Raw genomic sequence first — 18,226 nt, 5'->3', positions numbered from 1 at the left:
CTGCTCGCGGGAGATGGTCGTCGCGGTAACCCGGCAGCCGTACCGGGCGGCGGCGTGGACGGCGAACCCGCCCCACCCGGCGCCGATCTCCAGAACGTGGTCCGCATCGGTCAGCCCCAGTTTTCTGCAGATGCGGTCATACTTGGCGATGGACGCCTCCGCGAGGGTGCTGTCCGGCCCCTCGAAAATGCCGCAGGAGTAGGTCATGGTCTCGTCCAGGAAGAGGCGGTAGAAATCGTTTCCGAGGTCGTAGTGGGCCTCGATATTGGCACGGCTGCCCTCCCGGGTGTCCTTTCGCATCCGGTGAAACGCCCGCTGGAACGGTGCGCTGAGCCTTGCCCAGCCCTTTTCCATCTCCGCCATGATCGATTCGTTCAGGACGATGATGCGGATCACCGCGGTGAGATCGTCCGCGGACCAGTAGCCGGCCATGTAGGCTTCGCCCGCGCCCACGGTGCCGCCGACAAGCACCCTGCCGTAGAACTTGGGGTCATGGACGAAGACCGTGGCCTCGATGGGGAAACGCGGATCGGTGCCGCCGAAAGACCGGCAGACCTCGCCGTCCCGAAAGGTCAGCCGCCCGTACCGGAGGTTTGCCAGAAGCGAAAAAAAGACCTTCCGGGCTGCGTTTTTCAGGGGTGTCGCCAGCATTTTTTCCCAGGCGTATTCCCGCAAAGGCATGATGGATTCCGTCATGGTGCCCCTCCTCCGTAGGACACGGTCCGTTTTTCCGGGTGGACGTAAAAGGGCACCCGTTTCCGCCAGAGGCGAAACGCCTGGCGGTAGATCATCAGGGTGACCTTGGCCGTCATCCAGGGATAGGCGGTCAGGACCCCCGTGAGCGTCGCCGGGCTGATCTCGCGGCGGTCGAGGGCAAGGCGCGCGTCAAACACCCTGCGCCCCCCGGAGTGGTTGATCATGTAGACGTTGAGCCGCTCCCCCGGCACCCGGAACCGCCAGTCGTAGCGGATGTCCATGTCCATGAACGGCGATACGTGGAATGCCTTGTCGAACCGGTACCGCCGCCATGCCGGATCCGGGTGCTCGTTGCCCGCATTCCCGAAGACGTAGCAGTGGGTCTCGAGCCACGGCGTGTTGCGGACCTCCGCCACCACCGCCTCGACGGTACGTCCGTCCCGGCCGAAGCAATAGTAGAAGCTCACCGGGTTGAAGCAGTAGCCGAAATATCGGAGATGGGCCAGGACCCGGATGGGCCCCGCCGGCCGCTCGCCGGTCTCGGCCCGGACCAGCTCCCGGACCGCCCGGTCCAGGGGAAGCCGGGGATCGCCCGCGTGGTCGCTCCGGCGAAAAGAGGCGATGTTGAAGCGCTCGACCGACCAGAACGGGTGGCCGTCAAAGACATGGTCCAGCTCGTCCAGGTCGAGGTACATGAAAAAAATCCGGTACTGAAACTGGTTTTCAACCGGCAGGAACCGACGGTGCCGGATGGTGCCGGTATAGACGGCGCTATGCATGGTCGATCCCCTTTCCGAAATGGGTGCAGACCGCAAGGGCGCTGTTCACGCCGTCTTCGTGGAAGCCGTACCCCCAGTAGGCCCCGCAGAACCAGGTCCGGTTGACGCCGTTGATGCGGTCCCGCTCCCTCCTGGCCCGAAGGCTTCGGGGGGTGTAGACCGGGTGGTGGTAGGAGAAAGTTTGAAGAATCCTGTCCGGCCGGACCGATTCGGCCGGGTTCAGGCTGACGCAGAAGGTCGCCGGCGCCTGGAGCCCCTGGAGCAGGTTCATGTTGTAGGTGACGGTGGATTCGCCGGTATCTTCCCGGGGGATCCGGTAGTTCCAGCTTGCCCAGGCCTTGCGGTTCTCCGGGAGAACGGCCGTGTCCGTGTGCAGGACCACGCGGTTTTCCCGGTAGGGGATCTCCCCCAGGATCCGGCGCTCGTCTTCGGACGGATCGGCCAGCAGGGCCAGGGCCTGGTCGCTGTGGGTCGCCACGACCGCCTGATCGAAAACCTCTCTCTCCCCACCCTCAAACGTCAGCGCCGCATGGTCCGGGTGACGCGTCAGCGCGCGGACAGGGGTGTTCAAGCGGATCCGATCTTTGAACGGCGCGGTCAGCGGTGGGATGTAAGCCCGGGACCCCCCTTGGATGACGTACCACTGGGGCTGGTTCCGGATGGACAGGAAGCCGTGGTGGGTGAAGAATTCCACGAAGAGGCGGGCCGGGAAATCGGCGAAACCGCCTGTATCGGCCGACCAGACGGCCGCTCCCATGGGGATGATAAAGTGTTGGATAAAGGCCCGGGAATAGCCGTTGCGGGAGAGGTAGTCGCCCAGGGTGAGGTCGTCGTCGCCGCTTGCCAGCAGCGCGCCTGCCGTTCTTCTGAACCGGAAGATGTCCGCGATCATCCGGTAAAACGACGGACGCACGAGGTTCCGCCGCTGGCAGAAAAGGCTGCCCGGGGTGCTGGGGGAGTATTCCAGGCCGGTCTTTTCACACTTGACGCCAAAGCTCATGTTCGAAGGTTTCCGCCCCACCCCGAGGCGCCGCATCAGCGCGACGAAATTGGGGTAGGTGCGGTCGTTGAATACGATGAAGCCGGTATCCACCGCGTAGGTCCGGCCCTGGAAAACGACATCCACCGTGTGGGTGTGTCCCCCGACATATCCGCCGGCCTCGAAGACGGTCACCTCGTGTTCCGCTGAAAGCAGCCGGGCGGCCGTGAGGCCTGAAATCCCGCTGCCGATCACTGCGATTCTCATGCGGCACCTCCATTCCGTTCCCGCCGGCGCATCCGCCGTCCGGCAAAAAGGTTCTGGCACCCTTCCACTACTGCCCCCGGATTCCCAGGTAAATCCCCATGACCGTGGTAAGATCGCGGATGCACTCGTCGATGCTTTTGTACATGTATCCGGCCAAGAGGCCCCCGTCTTCGTAGATGTCGATGGCCGGCGCAAAGGGCGCCAGGGCGAAAACGGCATTCAAGATCACCCGGTAGCCCCCTTTCCGGGAGGCCAAAACAATGCCCGCATCCGTGAACTTGCGAAACGCCTCTCCGCCCGTGGCATTGGGATGGGCGGCCTTCATCTGACGGATCACGCTGGGCGGCATGAAAATCGCCGCAGCCGCATCCGGAACCACAACCCGGGTATGAAGGCTTTCGAAGAACCGACGTTCCTCCGACTGCATCCGTTCAAAGGTCACGAGACTTCCGGGCCTCAAATATTCGTCCATCCGGGTGAGCATGTCTGCCAGGTAGTTCTGCCAGCCGGACATGATCCCCTCCACCGCCGGGATCGACCGATTCTCATGACTTCCGAATGCATCTCGGGCGTTGTCTGTCTTGCGGATGTCTTTCATATTAGCCTCCTGCAACGGAATGATCAACATTTTCTCTTTACAAATACCATTTACCACCAAATTAAGACGCATAAACAGAATCACAGTGAGGATATCTTAGGGTCTGATTAAGAGGGATATCCCCTCTATTGACAGTATTCGGTAACAGTTTAAATTCTACTATCATAACATTTTCTTCGAGCATGAAGGAGAGAAATCACCATGACCCATCCCGTGACCCACATGATCCGCCTTGCGGAAAGAGGAAGAATTCCGGACCCCCTGATCCGCGCGGGAATCCGCGGACTGAACCGCCTGCGCCTGCTTCAGGAGAGCCGGGGAAGCGCCCACGCCCGGCGGGCCGCCAGGGACGAATTTGTGGCATCCCTGCGCCGGAGCCCGGTGGCCGTTCTGCCGGAAAAAGCCAACGACCAGCACTACGAACTTCCGCCGGAGTTCTTTGAAAACGTCCTGGGCCGGCGGCTGAAATACAGCGCCTGCTGGTGGGAGAACGGGGCGGCCGCCCTGGACGATGCCGAGGACGCCATGCTGGCGCTGACCTGCCGGCGCGCCGATATCGAAGACGGCATGACCGTTCTCGAGCTGGGGTGCGGGTGGGGCGCCGTCTCCCTCTGGATGGCCGAACACTACCCCCGAAGCCGCATTCTTTCGGTCTCCAACTCCGGGCCCCAGCGGGAATTCATTCTCGGGCGATGCAGGGAGCGCGGCATCACCAACCTGGAGGTGGTCACGGCCGACATGAATGTCTTTGACACGGCGCGGCGCTTCGATCGGGTGGTTTCCGTGGAGATGTTCGAGCACATGCGGAACTGGAAGCAATTGCTCGAACGCATCCGGGGCTGGCTCCGGCCCGGGGGCAAATTCTTCCTCCATATCTTCACCCACCGAAAGCTGGCCTATCTCTACGAAATCCGGGACCCGGACGATTGGATGGGCCGCCATTTCTTCACCGGGGGCATGATGCCGTCGGACGATCTTCTGTACCGTTTCCAGGAACATCTTTCGATTGAACGGCATTGGCGGGTCAACGGCACCCATTACCGGAAAACCGCCGAGGCATGGCTTTCCAACCTTGACGCACATCATGAGGCGCTGCTGCCGGTGATGGCACGTGCATACGGGCCGGAAAACGCCGCCAAATGGCTGCAGCGCTGGCGCATTTTTTTCATGGCCTGCGCCGAATTGTGGGGATGTCGAAACGGCGGGGAATGGATCGTGTCCCACTACCTCATGCGGTGACGCCCGACAGCGGTCTGTCCGCACCAAAAAAAACGGCACCGCCCCGGGGAAAAGGGCGATGCCGTCGGGGGCCTCATCCTTGCCGCCCCCGAAGCCGGGGGCGGAAAAGAGGCTGCGCTTGCGATTAGATGTCGAAGTAGAGGAAGAATTCGTGGGGATGCGGACGCAGGTTGACCGCATTCACCTCGTTTTCGGTCTTGTAGCTGATCCACTTTTCGATGACGTCGGGGGTGAAAACACCGCCCTTCAGCAGGAATTCGTGGTCGGCCTTGAGGGCGGCCAGGGCCTCCGGCAGGGAGCCCGGCGCGGAGGGGATTTCCGCCAGCTCTTCGGGCGGCAGGCCGTAGATGTCCTTGTCGAGCGGCGAGCCCGGGTCGATCTTGTTCTCGATGCCGTCCAGGGCCGCCATGAGGACGGCGGAGAAGGCCATGTAGCCGTTGCAGGACGGGTCGGGCGTTCTGAACTCGATCCGCTTGGCCTTGGGCGAGGAGGAGTACATGGGAATGCGGACGGCAGCGCTGCGGTTCCGGCTGGAGTAGGCCAGGTTCACCGGCGCTTCGAACCCGGGCACCAGCCGTTTGTAGGAGTTGGTGGTCGGGTTGGTGATGGCGCAGAGGGCCGGGCAGTGCTTCAGGATGCCGCCGATGGCCCAGAGACCCATCTGGGAGAGCCCCGCGTACTTGTCGCCCGCGAACAGGGGGACTCCGCCCTTCCAGATGCTCAGGTGGGTGTGCATGCCGGTGCCATTGTCCTGGAACAGGGGCTTGGGCATAAAGGTGACCGTGTGGCCGTTTTTGTAGGCGACGTTTTTCAGGACATACTTGAACCACACCATCTGGTCGCCCATCTGCAGGAGCGGGGCGAACCGCATGTCGATCTCGGACTGTCCGGCGGTGGCCACCTCGTGGTGCTGGCACTCGACAACGATCCCCAGCTTTTCGAGGGTCAGCATCATCTCGGACCGGAGGTCCTGGAATTTGTCATTGGGCGGCACCGGGAAGTAGCCCTCTTTGTGGCGGGGTTTGTATCCGAGGTTGGGCATTTCATCCCGGCCGGTGTTCCAGGTGCCTTCCGTGGAGTCGATCTCGTAGAAGGCGTGGTTCGTTCCCGACGCATACTGGACGTTGTCGAAGATGAAAAACTCCGCTTCGGGACCGATGTAAGCGGTGTCGCCGATGCCGGTGCTCTTGAGATAGGCCTCGGCCTTCTGGGCGATGTAGCGGGGGTCGCGGGAATAGGGCTCGCGGGTGATGGGATCGACGATGTTGCCGATGAGCACGAGGGTGGGGTCGGCGAAGAAGGGATCCATCTTGGCGGTGGAGGGGTCCGGAATCACCAGCATGTCGGAGGCGTTGATGGGCTGCCAGCCGCGGATGCTCGAACCGTCAAAACCGTATCCGTCCTCGAAGTTGGAGACATCCAGCTCGCAGACCGGCACGGAAAAATGCTGCCATATGCCGGGAAAGTCCATAAAGCGGATATCGACCACGGTCGCCTTGTTCTCTTTTGCCATTGCGATCACTTGTTCAGGTGTCATTGTCATGTACATTTCCTCCTTGAAGGGTATGGTGAAAAAAGTAAGATAACTCTCGGGCGATCAGAAATTCCCGTTCTCCTCGTCCGGCCTTTCCGTAAGAACCGCCATGAGGGCCGTCCGGATGGCCGCGACCTGTTCGGGGCTGTCGGCCTTCTGGCCGTCAAAGTCCCTGACATAGAAGACATCCACCACCTGATCGACCTTGGTTGCAATCTTCGCCACCCAGACATCCAGGCGGCATTTGAACAGGGCGTCCGTGATTTTGTACAGAAGCCCCAGGAAATCGTATGAAAATACCTCGACAACCGTAAAAAAACTGGAAATCTCGTTGTCCACCTTGACCCGGGGCGGCCTGCCCTGGCGCAAGGGCCCGGCTTCCGCATAAATCTCCATCTTCTCCTTCAGCGCCGCGCCGAGGTCCAGGCTTCCCAGGAGGGCCGACTCCAGGTCGGCTTCGGCGTGCGCCCATTTCTCGGATTCATAAATGCTGTCGGGCGGCGGGTTGACCTCGAAGACGTCCAGGGCGATGTTGTTGCGCCAGGTATAGACCTGGGCCGCCAGGATATCCATGCCGTTCAGGGTGAATACCCCGGAGATCCGGGAAAACAGACCGGGGCAGTCCCGGGCGCAGATCGTGACGGTCCGGGTCGCCCGACCGGGGGATTTTTCCACCTTCCAGACAAAATTGGCTTTTCCGAGACGGTTGTAGAGGGCGATATGGTCGGCGATATTCTCCCTGGCCGTGTTGATCAGATACCGGGGCGACATCATCCGGAACAGCGACTCCCAGGCCTCCAGCGTCTCGGGGCCGTCGGCAAGGCCCAGGATGAACGCCTTCTTCTCCTCCATGAGCTGGACGGCGCCGGCGGAGGTGAGTTCGCCGTCCCGGAAGGTGCTGCAAACGTTCAAGTAGAGTTCTTCGAGCAATGCAGCCGTCCAGCCGTTCCAGGCCTTGGGTCCGGTGGCGACCGAATCGGCGACCGTCAGGAGATGCAGCATCTTCAGCCTTCCGGGGTTCCCGATCCTGCGGGCGCAGTGGAGCGCGGTCTCCTCGTCCTGGATGTCCCTCCGGGTGGCGATCTTGGCCAGGAAGAGATGCTCCCGGACCAGGAAGGCGACGGTCTCGATCGTCTCCGGGGGATAGCCCTTTTCCGCCAGGATTTCCCGGGCCAGGACCTCCCCCATCTCCGAGTGATTCCCGATCGACTTTCCCTTGCCGATGTCGTGCAGCAGGCCGGCCCAGATCAGGGTAATCCGCTCGGCGTGGGACTGGTCCGCGTAGAGCTGTCCGCACAGGGGTTTTGTCGTGGGGTCGTCGGGCGTGCCGAATTTCTTGATCGTCTGGACCGTGCGCAGCAGGTGCCGATGCACGGGGTAGAGGTGGTATTCGTCATATTGAATCCGGTGGACGATTTCATTGAACTGGGGGATATAGGCCTCCAGAAACTCCGTTTCCGACATGGCCTCCAGCACATTGAATTTGGGCACCGGCGTCAGGAGAATCTGCTCGAACGAGCGCCGGACGGCCCCGGACGTGCGAAACGCCGCGTCGACACAGTGGCGGAACTCCCTTACCAGCCTGCGGGCTTCAATGCTCAGGGGGAGCTTGAGCCGGGCGCTCTCCTCGAAAATCCCCATGAGGATCTCCGGTTGTCTGGGGATCGCCTTGGAGGATGCGAAATTGAGCATCCCATCGACAACAACGAGCCCGTCCCCGTGGGGTTTCTCCGGCGACTTCCGCCCCCGCCGGTGGGATCTCTCCATTTCCAGCTCATAGACCACCATCTGCTGCTGCTGCTTCAGGAAGCCCATGTGCTGGTGCAGGTCCCCCAGAAACCGCTCCACCGGCTGCTGGCCGTCCCGGTATTCATACCCCAGGGCCTGGGCCATCTTCTCCTGATAGGAGAAATACAACTGGTCGCATTTCCGCCGGGACAGGTAATGAAGGTAATTCCGCACCCGCCAGATGAAGGCCAGGGCCCGGCTCAGGTTTCGATATTCCTCGTGGGAGAGGCAGCCGTGATATTCCAGGTCCCGCGGCTGGGTGAGCTGGTTCCGGATGCGGGCCACCCACAGCATGGTGTGATAGTCCCGCAGGCCGCCCTGCCCTTCTTTCAGGTTGGGCTCCAGAAGATAGGTGGAATCACCGAAGCTTTCATGCCGTTCCCGGTTCCTCAGGACGACCCGCTCGATCACCGCATCCGGATCGTCCCGCACGATCTTCTCCCGCAGGAGATCCAGCAGCCGTGAATACAGGCGGGACATGCCGCAGATGAACCGCGCATCGAGGAGGGCCGTCAGGGTCTCGATGTCTTCGACCGCCGAAACAATGCACTCCTCCAGGGTGCGGGTGGCATGACCGACCTCCACGCCGATATCCCAGAGGGGATAGATCACCTCACGGATGAGCCCCATGGCCGCATCCGGGATCTCCCGCTCAAACAGGACGAGCAGGTCCACGTCGGAATGAATGCACTGCTCCTCCCGGCCGTATCCGCCCAGGGCGATGATGGCATAGGGATTCTTCCGGATATCCAGCTTCGGCCCAATGACGCTGTTTTCATAGGATTCATGAAAATAGTCATCCAAAAACCGGGTGTATCTGGCGACAAAATCCGGGACATCCCCTTTCAGGAAGTCCTCGATGAGCGCTTTTCTCCGCAGCGCCAGGGTCCTCACCGGTTTGTCGGATCTCGTTGTCATTGTTGCCGTCATCATTGTTCAGCCCGCGTTATCCCGTGTTTTTGTCGATGTTGATACAGTGAGCAATATGCGTACCAGATTCTTTTGATGAATATAACAGCTTTATATATTTATACTTATCTTAAATCAAAGGCGCCAGCCCCCGGTGCCGGCGAATACATTTATGTAATATTTTTTCAAAATTTATTACAATAATGTTTTTCCTTCCAGCGATTTCCTCACCCGCTTCTCCCCGCGCTGGAGACATGCCCCCAAGCCGGGGATGCGCCCGGCCCGGCCGCGTCAGCGCCTCCTTGACATCGCCATGGGGGGGGGTAGAGAGCCCGAAAAACGCAACCATTGTTTCGCTGTACAAAACTAAGGGGGGCCGATGGACGTTGCCGCAAACCGCCCCCTGCAGTTCAAACGGAGGAGCATCGCATGGCGGAAAAAATTATAGCGCCCCTTGCGGGAAAAATCGTGAAGATCAGCCTCGAGGTCGGCCGGCGGGTGGAGGAGGACGAAGCGGCCATGATCATCGAGGCCATGAAGATGGAAACCCCGATCTTCGCCCCCTGTGGCGGCACGGTCCAAGAGATCCGCGTCAAGGAAGGCGATCCGGTCGAAGAGGATGACCTGCTTGCGGTGATCGAATAAGGTTCAGGGGTCAGCCAAGCGGCCGGCGACGGCCACCCAGCCCTCTTTTTCCCGGACCTCCAGGATCTTGAAGCCCAGGGCGGCCATCTTCTCCGTCACCCGCCCCCGGTTCTCCAAGATGATGCCGGAGCAGATGAGGATGCCGCCGGGCGCCAGCACCCGCCGGATGTCGTCCAGAAGGACTATGATCACCTCCGAGAGGATGTTGGCCGCCACCAGGTCGAAGGTCTGGTCCACGCAGTCCAGGAGGTCCCCGCCATGGATCCGGGCCGCTTCGGGGCCGATCCCGTTGTGCATCAGGTTCTGCCGGGCCACGTCGACGGCCACGCTGTCCCGGTCCACCCCGACCATGGGTCCGGCGCCCAGTTTTCCCGCCGCGATCATGAGGATCCCCGAGCCGGTGCCCACGTCGAGAAACCGCTGCCCCGGCACCAGCCAGTCCTCGATCATCTGAATGCACAGGGCGGTGGTGGGGTGGGTGCCGGTACCGAAGGCCATGCCCGGGTCGATCTCGAGGACGATTTCCGCAGGAGAGCCCGGGGTATAAGACCGCCAGGTGGGCTTCACGACAATTTTGTCACTGATCTTCTCCGGCCGGAAATAGGCCTTCCAGGACTCGGCCCAGTCCTCCTCGTCCAGCTCCTGATGGAGGATCCGGGTGGTCATCCCGGTCCGGCTGCCCAACGCCCGGACCCCCGCCTCCAGGGCCTGGATCTTCCGGGCCCCCTCGGCGTTTCCGGGGAAATATCCGCTCACGGAATCAAACTCGGGCAGGGGCAGGGCATCCTCGCCCCACCCTTCCTCGGGCGACATCTCCGGGCTCTCCACCACCACCCCCGACAGCCCGAGGTCATAAAACACGTCCGATATGAGATCGGCCGCCAGGGCCGTGTCAGGATACTCAAAGATGACCTTCACCTGGGTCCACTTCATTCCTTATCCTTGTTTTTTCCCCATTTCTCCTTCGGGGGGTTGAAATACCCGTGTTGAAGATCCGGAAACGCCCTGCGGATCCGCGACAGGGCCGCGGCCATCCCCAAGGGCGCGCCGTGGGAGGCCGCCCGGTTCATGGCCGCCCAGTACCTGACAGGATCATAGTTCAGGTTCCGCCACTGGATGAAATGCACCGGGTGGGCCCGCCGGAAGGCCATGAAGGCCGCCACCTCCTCGGGCGTGTCCGTAAACCCGGGGCAGTTCAGGTAGTTGACGGACACGAACCGGCCCCGGGCCAACGCCGTGTCGATACTCTTCACCACATCGGCGAAACCGTAGCCCCCGGGGCGGAAATAGGCGTGGTAGCACGCCTCCCGCACGCTGTTCATGGAGACCCGGATGCTGTCGAGGCCGGCGTCGATGAGCTGCGACAGCACATCCGGAAGGCTCGCGTTGGTGTTCATGTTGATGGTGCCCCTGTCCGTCTCCCGGCGGATCAGGCGGATGGCCGGTTCGATGACGTGGGCGGCCAGGAGCGGGTCCCCCTCGCATCCCTGGCCGAAGCTGACCACGGCACGGTCGACCCGGCGGATGTGGGCCAGGGCCACCCCGGCGATCTCCTCGGGGGTGGGCGTGAAATCGATGCGTTCCTGGCTGCACGACACCCCGCCCGCAGGCTGCAGGGAGATGCATCCCAGGCACCGGGCGTTGCAGACCCGGGAGGTGGGCAGGGGGGCCTCGTAGCGGCCCAGGAAGAAGTTCTTTCCGGCCGGGCAGCCATATTCGAGGGCGCACCGTTCGAGGTGCCGCCGCAGCCGGTTTTCCGGCAGTATCTTCTGCATGCGAAGCACCCCTTCCACGACCTTCTCCCGGGGCATCCGCCGGAGGTCCTGGCGGGGCTCCCGGTCCACGCAGATCACGGCGGACCGGAACCCGCCGCCCTGCCATCCCACCGCGCCGTAGGAAAAGAGCGGGAGGATATCCCCGGGGGTCCGCTCCCGGTAGGCGCTGACGCAGGCATTGACATATCCGGGGGAATTGAAGGCCGCCACCGCGCAAATCGGCTCGCCGGGCGCAAAGGGGTTTTCCGGGATCACCTCCGGCCGGCCGGTGGCGCGGTTGAAGGCCACCGGGCTCCGGTGCGCCAGGAACATCAGCTCTCCGCCGTGGGGCATGGGGAGGGTGTTTTCCAGGGTGAGGGGAACCATCCGATCGCCCGCCATGCCCGCTGCGGCATACCCTTCCAGCTCGAAGATCTCCCCGGCGGAATTGGCCGCCAGGGCCGTGACCGGCGCCCCCTTCTTCGCCGGTTTTCCGCGTCGTGCCGTCTGTCTTCGCTGCATCATCCTTTCCAATGTCTCCGATCATGGTTTGTGCAGTTCATATCACAGGAAGGGCCGGCCCGCCGGGAAAAAATGGATGCCGCCCCCGGACAATTCCGTGAATTCCCGAAAACCGGCGATAATTCAGTTGAAACCGGGGCGCGGCAGGTGTTATATTTTTACTTTCCGCCGCGCCGGGGATCCCGGCAGCACGGCCAGATCGGGTCGCCGCCACTGCCCCGGGCGATGCCGCGGTTCAACGCCCTCCTGCCGGCACCCGTTTGGGGTCTTCAGGGTGCGGGCTTCAGGGAAATGGGAATGCAACTGACCGAACCACAACAGAACCTGTTAAGAAAACTCCCGGGAATCGACCGTATTCTCGAGCAGGCCCGCTCCGACCCGTTCTTCGATGCGGTCCCCCGGACCCTCCTGACCCGCGTCAGCCGGACCCTGGTGGACGGACTCCGGAAGGCGGTCATCCACGGGGAGCACGCCATCGGCCTGGACGACCTGGCCGACGACCGGGTCATGGCCCGGCTCAAGGGCCACATCGACTGCGAGCTGATGCCTGCCCTGCGGCCGGTGATCAACGCCACCGGGGTCGTGGTGCACACCAACCTGGGCCGGTCCCTCCTGGCCGAACCGGCCGTGGAAAACGTCGCCCGCATCTCCCGCCGGTACAGCAACCTGGAATTCGACCTGGTCAAGGGCGCCCGCGGGCTCCGGTACAGCGCCATCGAGGGGATCCTGTGCGAGATCAGCGGCGCGGAGGCGGCCATGGCGGTCAACAACAACGCCGCCGCCGTGCTCCTCTGCCTCGACACCCTGGCCCGGGGAAAGGAGGCCGTGGTTTCCCGGGGCGAGCTGGTCGAAATCGGAGGGTCCTTCCGGATTCCCGACGTCATGGCCCGGAGCGGCGCCAGACTCCGGGAGGTCGGCACCACCAACCGGACCCACCTCAGGGACTATGAGCAGGCCGTGGGCGACGAGACCGGGCTTCTCATGAAGGTCCACACCAGCAATTTCAGCGTGGTGGGGTTCACCAAATCGGTATCTGCCCGGGAGCTGGTCGAACTGGGCCGGAAGCACGGCATCCCGGTCATGGAAGACCTGGGCAGCGGCAGCTTCATCGACCTTTCCGCCTTCGGCCTGACCCGGGAGCCCACGGTGCAGGAAGCGGTGGCCGCCGGCATCGACGTCGTCACCTTCAGCGGCGACAAGCTTCTGGGGGGGCCCCAGGCGGGGTTGATCGTGGGGAAAAAGCCCATCCTGGACGCCGTCAAGAAGAACCCCCTGACCCGGGCGCTCCGGATCGACAAGATGACCCTGGCCGCTCTGGAATCGACGCTGCGGCTTTACCGGGACCCGCAAAAGGCCGTTTATGCCATTCCCACGCTCCGGATGCTCACCGTCCCCTTCGCGGAGATCGAGCGGCGGGCCGAACGGTTTGTCGCCATGGCGCAGGCCGACGCCCCCGAGCGCCTGAGCGTCCGGATGACAGACGGCTTCTCCAGGGTCGGCGGCGGATCCCTGCCGCTTCAGGAGCTTCCCACCCGATGCGTGGGCCTGGAAATCGACGGGCTCTCGGCCAACGCCGTCGAACGACGGATGCGGGAGCATGTGCCGCCCGTCATCGGCCGCATCGAGGACGATCGTTTTGTTTTGGACTTCAGAACCGTGCGAGACGAAGAGATCGACACCCTCGCCGCCGCCGTCAGGAACCTGCTGGAACCATGACCGGACACCGCAAAAAAATCTATGCCCGGACAGGAGATCGGCAGGCTTTCCTGCTGTACGAGACCAAAGAACTCGATGACGCCCCCCGCCCGGCCGGGCGGGGGCGAATCCCCATCGGCATCAAAGAGCTCTCCGCGCGGTTCCCGAAGATGCCCATCGGGAAAGCCCTGGTCGAGGAGACCCTCCGGCGCCTCGAACCGGTTCCCGCCTTCGCCGTCATGCTGCTTCGCCTGGACGATTTTTTCAGCCTGCGGCAGGCGGCTGGAGACGAGGCCGCCATATCCCTGCTTCTGGATGCCGCCGTGGTGGTCGACGAGGGGTGCCGCGCCGGCGGCGGATTCTGGGGCGTGATCGAACAGGACCTCATCGGGGTTTTCCTGCCGGAGCAGACCGAGTCCGACGCCCGGGACCTCGCGGAGGAGATCCGGCAGGTCTTTTCCCAGGTCCGCGGGGAGACCCTGACCGCCGGCATCACCGAATACCCCCTGGCCGACTACGGACGCCTCGACACCCTCAAGAACGCCCGCAAGGCCCTCCTGCACGCCCGCTTCCTCGGGCCCGGCGGCATCGCCGCCTTCGATGCGGTGAGCCTCAACATCAGCGCCGACCGGCTCTTCCAGGAGGGGAACATCCACGGCGCCGCCGAGGAGCTGAAAGCCGCCCTCAAGATGAACCCAGCCGACGCGGACATCCGCAACAGCCTCGGGGTCTGCTATGCCTCCCTGGGGGCCCTGCACGCGGCGCTCCGGGAATTCAAGACCGCCGCCGGCCTGCGCCGGGAAGGCATCATGCCCGTCCACAACATCGGCCTGGTCCACGAGATGATGGGGGACCCGGAAAAAGCCCTCATGCATCTCATCGAGGCGGACCGGCTTCTCGAAGCCGGCCGGGACGCCGAAGACGTCTTCGAACTGCCTTACCAGATCGGCAGGATCTACCTCCAGGAGGGCCTCCCGGAAAAGGCGGAGCCCTACCTCGTCCGGGCCGCGGCCCTCAACCCCGCCTCGGGCGCAGCCTGGCGGAAGCTCGGGGAATGCCTTCTGGCCCGGGGAGACATCCACGGGGCCGCCGCCGCCTTCGGCAGCGCCGTCAAGAGCAACCCCAGCGACGCGGCCTCCCTCTCAGAGCTGGGCATCCTGTTCCACCGGAAGGGGGAGAACCCCGAAATAGCCCTGCTCTTCTGCCGGCACAGCATTGAGATCTCGCCCCGAAACGGCACCTACCGGCAGAACCTGGGCAAACTCTGCCTGGCCATGAACCGCCTGGATGAAGCCCTCGCAGCCTTTCAACGCGCCCATGATCTGGGGTGCGATTCCCGGGCTTATATCGACCGGATCCGGGGGAGTCTATCGCCTTCGGAAGAGATTTCGCAGAAAAAGGAAACCGCATGAGAGAGATGATCCTGGCCAGCCTGAGGGCGAGCCTCGAAACCAAGGAGAGGAGCGTCCTGGCCCATGTCGACACCCTGATCGCGGCGGCGGAAAGGATCGACCGGTGCCTCACCGGCGACGGCAAGCTCCTGCTCTTCGGAAACGGCGGCAGCGCAGCCGACGCCCAGCACATCGCCGCGGAGTTCGTCAACCGTTTCCGGAAGGAGCGGCGGCCCCTCGCGGCCCTGGCCCTCACGACCGACACCTCGGTGATCACGAGCATCGGCAACGACTACCACTTCGACCGGATCTTCCAGAAGCAGGTGGAAGCCCTCGGCCGGACCGGCGACATCGCCATGGGCATGAGCACCAGCGGGAACTCGCCCAACGTGGTCCTCGCCATGGAGCAGGCCCGGGAGATGGGGATCGCGACCATCGGCTTCACCGGCCGCGGCGGAAAGCTCACACCGCTTTCCGACATTCTCTTCACGGTATTCTCGGACGTCACCGCCCGGATCCAGGAGACCCACATCACCCTGGCCCATATCCTGTGCGAGCTGACGGAGGAGAGAATGTTCGGGGAGGTCAGGGGGAAGGCTGAAGGCTGAAGGCTGAGGGAAGAGAAAGCGCGAACGGCGTGTTGATTTTACGTCCGGCAATGGTTACTCTGGCGATTTAGCGACTGTCGGTCGATCGGCCGATGGAAAGACCCGGACGGCAAGGAGAAAAGAATGCCTATCTACGAATATCACTGTGACAAATGCAACAAGGATTTTGAATGCCTCATCATCGGGAGCTATCAGGCCGAGTGCCCGGACTGCAAGAGCTCGGACGTTAAAAAGATGATGTCGGCCTGCGGCTTCATGAGCAAGGGCGGCGGCGGCGAGACGGTCAAGGCGTCCGCCGGCGCTTCGTCCTGCGGGGGCTGCACCGCCTCGAGCTGCGCCGGGTGCGGCCACTGATGGCAGATCAGATGGCGCGGCAAATCACCATCGGCACCCGCGGCAGCCAACTGGCCCTCTGGCAGGCCCACTGGACCCGGTCGGCCATCCTGGAAAAATTTCCCGGCACGACGGTGGAACTGCTCATCATCAAGACCCAGGGAGACAGGATTCTGGACGTGCCCCTGGCCAAGGTCGGCGGCAAGGGGCTTTTCGTCAAGGAGATCGAGGACGCCATGCTGGCGGGCCGCATCGACATGGCCGTCCACAGCATGAAAGACATGCCGGCCAAGGTCCCGGCCGGGCTCTGCATCGGTGCCGTGCCGGAGCGGGAGGCGCCCTGGGACGCCCTGATATCGAAAAACCGGCTTCCGCTGGACCGTCTTCCTCATGGGGCGCGTGTGGGGACCAGCAGCCTCCGGCGGGGGGCCCAGCTCAAGAGCCTCCGACCGGATTTCGAGATCGTTTCACTCCGGGGAAACCTGGACACGCGCCTCCGGAAGCTGGATACGGAGAATCTCGACGCGATCATTCTGGCCGCGGCGGGCCTCAAGCGCATGGGCCTTGGGGACCGGATCACCGAGATCATCCCGGATACCGTGATGCTCCCGGCGGTGGGCCAGGGGGCCCTCTGCATCGAATGCCGGGAAAACGACCCCGCCACCGCCCATATCACGGCGGCCCTGGACCACCCGGAATCGCGGACGGTGGTCATGGGGGAGCGGGCCTTCCTGACCCGCCTGGAAGGCGGATGCCAGGTCCCCATCGCGGCCCACGGGACCCTTTCCGGCGGCACCCTCACCCTGCGGGGGCTGGTGGCCTCCCTGGACGGCGCCACGGTCATCCGGGAATCCCTGTCCGGCCCGGCCCGGGACGCCGAGAAGATCGGCGTGGCCCTGGCCGAACGCCTCATCGCCGGCGGCGCCGGTCACATCCTGGAAAGTCTGAAGGAACTCAATGAAATCTAAGGGTAAAGTCTATCTGGTCGGCGCAGGCCCCGGGGATCCGGGGCTGATCACGGTCAAGGGCCGGGAATGCATCGAAACGGCCGACGTGGTCATCTACGACTACCTCGCCTCGCCCGCCCTGCTCAAATACGCCGCACCCACCGCGGAGTTGATCTACGTCGGAAAAAAAGGCGGGGACCACACCCTTCCCCAGGACGGCATCAACGCCCTCATCGTGGAAAAGGCCGGGGGCGGCCGCATCGTGACCCGCCTCAAGGGCGGGGACCCCTTCATCTTCGGCCGGGGCGGCGAGGAGGCCGAGGTGCTCGCGGCCGCAGGGATTCCCTTTGAAATCGTGCCGGGCGTCACCTCGGCCATCGCGGCCCCTGCCTACGCGGGCATCCCCCTCACCCACCGGGACTTCACCTCGACCCTGGCCTTCATCACCGGCCACGAGGACCCGACCAAGGCGGACACCGGCATCCACTGGGCCTCCCTGGCCAAGGGCATCGGCACCCTGGTTTTTTTCATGGGCGTCAAGAACCTCCCCCATATCACCCGGAACCTGATGGACAACGGCATGGCGCCGGATACCCCCGTGGGCCTCGTCCGCTGGGGCACGACGACCCGCCAGGAGTCCGTCTTCGGCACCCTGGAGAATATCGTGGAGCGGGTACGGGCCGCGGGCCTCAAGGCCCCTTCCATCATCGTCGTGGGGAAGGTCGTCACCCTAAGGGACACCCTCAAATGGTTCGAGAACCGGCCCCTCCTGGGCAAGCGGATTGTCGTCACCCGGGCCCGGGAGCAGGCGAGCGACCTGGTGAAGCGCCTGACCGACATGGGCGCCGACTGCCTGGAATGCCCGACCATCCGGGTGGCGCCGCCTGAAGACTGGCGGCCCCTGGACGCGGCCATCGAGAACCTCGCCGCCTATGACTGGATCGTCTTCACCAGCGTCAACGGCGTCAAGTTCTTCTTCCGGCGGCTCTTCGAGACCGGGCACGACGTTCGGGCCCTCCACCGCCTCCAGACCGCCTGCATCGGCCCCGTCACCGCGGAGACCCTCATGGGCTTCGGCCTGAAAACCGACATCCTGCCCGAGAACTACCGGGCGGAGTCGGTGGTGGACGCCTTCCGGGGCCAGTCCGTCGCCGGCCGGCGCATCCTCCTGCCCCGGGCCAAAGAGGCCCGCCCCGTGCTGCCCGTGGAGCTGACCCGCATGGGCGCGACCGTGGACGAGGTCACCACCTACCAAACCGTCCAGGTCCGGGACAACGCCGAGATGCTCGTGGGCGAGCTTGCGGACGGCGCCATCGACATGATCACCTTCACCAGCTCCTCGACCGTTCAGAATTTCAAGGCCCTCCTGCCCGAAGGCGAGCCCCTGGAGCGCCTGTTGAACGGAGTGACGGTTGCGAGCATCGGCCCCATCACCTCGGACACGGCGCGCGAGCTGGGGTTCACGGTGGACGTCACGGCCGAATCCTACACGATCCCGGGCCTGTGCGACGCCATCCTGGCCCACTATCAGCGCCTCTAAGG

General features: G+C 63.6%; 16 protein-coding genes. 8 read left to right on the top strand and 8 right to left on the bottom strand.

All coding sequences use genetic code 11. From position 1 onward, the window contains the following. From ACEW8N_RS03745 to ACEW8N_RS03730, 4 genes are all read right to left on the bottom strand, one after another. The coding region (locus tag ACEW8N_RS03745; RefSeq protein ID WP_373498457.1) for a class I SAM-dependent methyltransferase at positions 1-696 on the bottom strand (696 nt) is incomplete at its 3' end. Then, a complete protein-coding gene (locus ACEW8N_RS03740; protein WP_373498456.1) occupies positions 693-1,475 on the bottom strand; it encodes a DUF1365 domain-containing protein in 783 nt (260 codons plus the stop codon). The genes ACEW8N_RS03745 and ACEW8N_RS03740, both read right to left, overlap by 4 nt. Beyond that, complete coding sequence (locus ACEW8N_RS03735; RefSeq protein ID WP_373498455.1) at positions 1,468-2,721, bottom strand: NAD(P)/FAD-dependent oxidoreductase; 1,254 nt, start codon at positions 2,719-2,721, stop codon at positions 1,468-1,470. Before ACEW8N_RS03735 ends, ACEW8N_RS03740 begins: the two co-directional genes overlap by 8 nt. A gap of 67 nt (positions 2,722-2,788) precedes the next feature. Then, a complete protein-coding gene (locus ACEW8N_RS03730; protein ID WP_373498454.1) occupies positions 2,789-3,319 on the bottom strand; it encodes a hypothetical protein in 531 nt (176 codons plus the stop codon). 201 nt (positions 3,320-3,520) lie between these two features. Here ACEW8N_RS03730 and ACEW8N_RS03725 point away from each other — a divergent pair, with 201 nt between their 5' ends. Beyond that, positions 3,521-4,558: a cyclopropane-fatty-acyl-phospholipid synthase family protein gene (locus tag ACEW8N_RS03725; RefSeq protein WP_373498453.1), complete on the top strand. Its 1,038-nt coding sequence runs from the start codon at positions 3,521-3,523 to the stop codon at positions 4,556-4,558. 124 nt (positions 4,559-4,682) lie between these two features. Here the strand turns inward: ACEW8N_RS03725 and glnA are convergent, their stop codons facing one another. After that, the gene (glnA, locus tag ACEW8N_RS03720; RefSeq protein WP_373498460.1) at positions 4,683-6,095 is read right to left on the bottom strand and encodes a type I glutamate--ammonia ligase; all 1,413 of its coding nucleotides are present in this window, start codon (positions 6,093-6,095) and stop codon (positions 4,683-4,685) included. Between the two features lie 60 nt (positions 6,096-6,155). Beyond that, a complete protein-coding gene (gene glnD / locus ACEW8N_RS03715) occupies positions 6,156-8,798 on the bottom strand; it encodes a [protein-PII] uridylyltransferase (RefSeq protein ID WP_373498452.1) in 2,643 nt (880 codons plus the stop codon). Between the two features lie 420 nt (positions 8,799-9,218). Between glnD and ACEW8N_RS03710 the strand changes: the two genes are divergently transcribed. After that, the gene (locus tag ACEW8N_RS03710; RefSeq protein WP_373498451.1) at positions 9,219-9,434 is read left to right on the top strand and encodes a biotin/lipoyl-containing protein; all 216 of its coding nucleotides are present in this window, start codon (positions 9,219-9,221) and stop codon (positions 9,432-9,434) included. Positions 9,435-9,437: 3 nt separating this feature from the next. Here the strand turns inward: ACEW8N_RS03710 and prmA are convergent, their stop codons facing one another. Then, positions 9,438-10,367 carry a 50S ribosomal protein L11 methyltransferase gene (gene prmA / locus ACEW8N_RS03705; RefSeq protein WP_373498450.1) on the bottom strand — a complete coding sequence of 310 codons (930 nt, stop codon included), beginning with the start codon at positions 10,365-10,367 and terminating at the stop codon, positions 9,438-9,440. Beyond that, positions 10,364-11,713 carry a radical SAM protein gene (locus ACEW8N_RS03700; RefSeq protein ID WP_373498449.1) on the bottom strand — a complete coding sequence of 450 codons (1,350 nt, stop codon included), beginning with the start codon at positions 11,711-11,713 and terminating at the stop codon, positions 10,364-10,366. Before ACEW8N_RS03700 ends, prmA begins: the two co-directional genes overlap by 4 nt. Positions 11,714-12,007: 294 nt before the next feature. Here ACEW8N_RS03700 and selA point away from each other — a divergent pair, with 294 nt between their 5' ends. The 6 genes from selA (at position 12,008) to cobA (ending at position 18,224) form a co-directional block, all read left to right on the top strand. Further along, positions 12,008-13,426, top strand: a complete 1,419-nt coding sequence (gene selA, locus ACEW8N_RS03695; RefSeq protein WP_373498448.1) for an L-seryl-tRNA(Sec) selenium transferase — start codon at positions 12,008-12,010, stop codon at positions 13,424-13,426. Then, positions 13,423-14,817: a tetratricopeptide repeat protein gene (locus ACEW8N_RS03690; protein ID WP_373498447.1), complete on the top strand. Its 1,395-nt coding sequence runs from the start codon at positions 13,423-13,425 to the stop codon at positions 14,815-14,817. The genes selA and ACEW8N_RS03690 overlap by 4 nt, the downstream gene beginning before the upstream one ends. Further along, positions 14,814-15,404 carry a D-sedoheptulose 7-phosphate isomerase gene (locus tag ACEW8N_RS03685; RefSeq protein ID WP_373498446.1) on the top strand — a complete coding sequence of 197 codons (591 nt, stop codon included), beginning with the start codon at positions 14,814-14,816 and terminating at the stop codon, positions 15,402-15,404. The genes ACEW8N_RS03690 and ACEW8N_RS03685 overlap by 4 nt, the downstream gene beginning before the upstream one ends. 123 nt (positions 15,405-15,527) lie before the next feature. After that, positions 15,528-15,758, top strand: coding sequence for a zinc ribbon domain-containing protein (locus ACEW8N_RS03680; RefSeq protein ID WP_373498445.1), 231 nt, complete (start codon positions 15,528-15,530; stop codon positions 15,756-15,758). Positions 15,759-15,769: 11 nt separating this feature from the next. Next, positions 15,770-16,705, top strand: a complete 936-nt coding sequence (gene hemC / locus ACEW8N_RS03675; RefSeq protein ID WP_373498444.1) for a hydroxymethylbilane synthase — start codon at positions 15,770-15,772, stop codon at positions 16,703-16,705. Continuing rightward, entirely contained in the window at positions 16,695-18,224 is a 1,530-nt protein-coding gene (cobA, locus tag ACEW8N_RS03670; RefSeq protein ID WP_373498443.1) for a uroporphyrinogen-III C-methyltransferase, read from the top strand. The genes hemC and cobA overlap by 11 nt, the downstream gene beginning before the upstream one ends. Positions 18,225-18,226: the final 2 nt, after the last annotated feature.

This window comes from Desulfococcus sp. (assembly GCF_041737845.1).
Lineage (GTDB): Bacteria > Desulfobacterota > Desulfobacteria > Desulfobacterales > Desulfococcaceae > Desulfococcus.
This window is presented reverse-complemented; position numbering and strand designations above follow the sequence as displayed.

Coding starts and splice junctions, on each gene's coding strand:
- ACEW8N_RS03690 (WP_373498447.1), top strand. CDS start 13,423: ATGACCGGACACCGCAAAAAAATCTATGCCCGGACAGGAGATCGGCAG.
- ACEW8N_RS03710 (WP_373498451.1), top strand. CDS start 9,219: ATGGCGGAAAAAATTATAGCGCCCCTTGCGGGAAAAATCGTGAAGATC.
- cobA (WP_373498443.1), top strand. CDS start 16,695: ATGAAATCTAAGGGTAAAGTCTATCTGGTCGGCGCAGGCCCCGGGGAT.
- ACEW8N_RS03680 (WP_373498445.1), top strand. CDS start 15,528: ATGCCTATCTACGAATATCACTGTGACAAATGCAACAAGGATTTTGAA.
- ACEW8N_RS03700 (WP_373498449.1), bottom strand. CDS start 11,713: ATGATGCAGCGAAGACAGACGGCACGACGCGGAAAACCGGCGAAGAAG.
- glnD (WP_373498452.1), bottom strand. CDS start 8,798: ATGACAACGAGATCCGACAAACCGGTGAGGACCCTGGCGCTGCGGAGA.
- ACEW8N_RS03740 (WP_373498456.1), bottom strand. CDS start 1,475: ATGCATAGCGCCGTCTATACCGGCACCATCCGGCACCGTCGGTTCCTG.
- selA (WP_373498448.1), top strand. CDS start 12,008: ATGCAACTGACCGAACCACAACAGAACCTGTTAAGAAAACTCCCGGGA.
- prmA (WP_373498450.1), bottom strand. CDS start 10,367: ATGAAGTGGACCCAGGTGAAGGTCATCTTTGAGTATCCTGACACGGCC.
- glnA (WP_373498460.1), bottom strand. CDS start 6,095: ATGACACCTGAACAAGTGATCGCAATGGCAAAAGAGAACAAGGCGACC.
- ACEW8N_RS03730 (WP_373498454.1), bottom strand. CDS start 3,319: ATGAAAGACATCCGCAAGACAGACAACGCCCGAGATGCATTCGGAAGT.
- ACEW8N_RS03735 (WP_373498455.1), bottom strand. CDS start 2,721: ATGAGAATCGCAGTGATCGGCAGCGGGATTTCAGGCCTCACGGCCGCC.
- ACEW8N_RS03685 (WP_373498446.1), top strand. CDS start 14,814: ATGAGAGAGATGATCCTGGCCAGCCTGAGGGCGAGCCTCGAAACCAAG.
- ACEW8N_RS03725 (WP_373498453.1), top strand. CDS start 3,521: ATGACCCATCCCGTGACCCACATGATCCGCCTTGCGGAAAGAGGAAGA.
- hemC (WP_373498444.1), top strand. CDS start 15,770: ATGGCGCGGCAAATCACCATCGGCACCCGCGGCAGCCAACTGGCCCTC.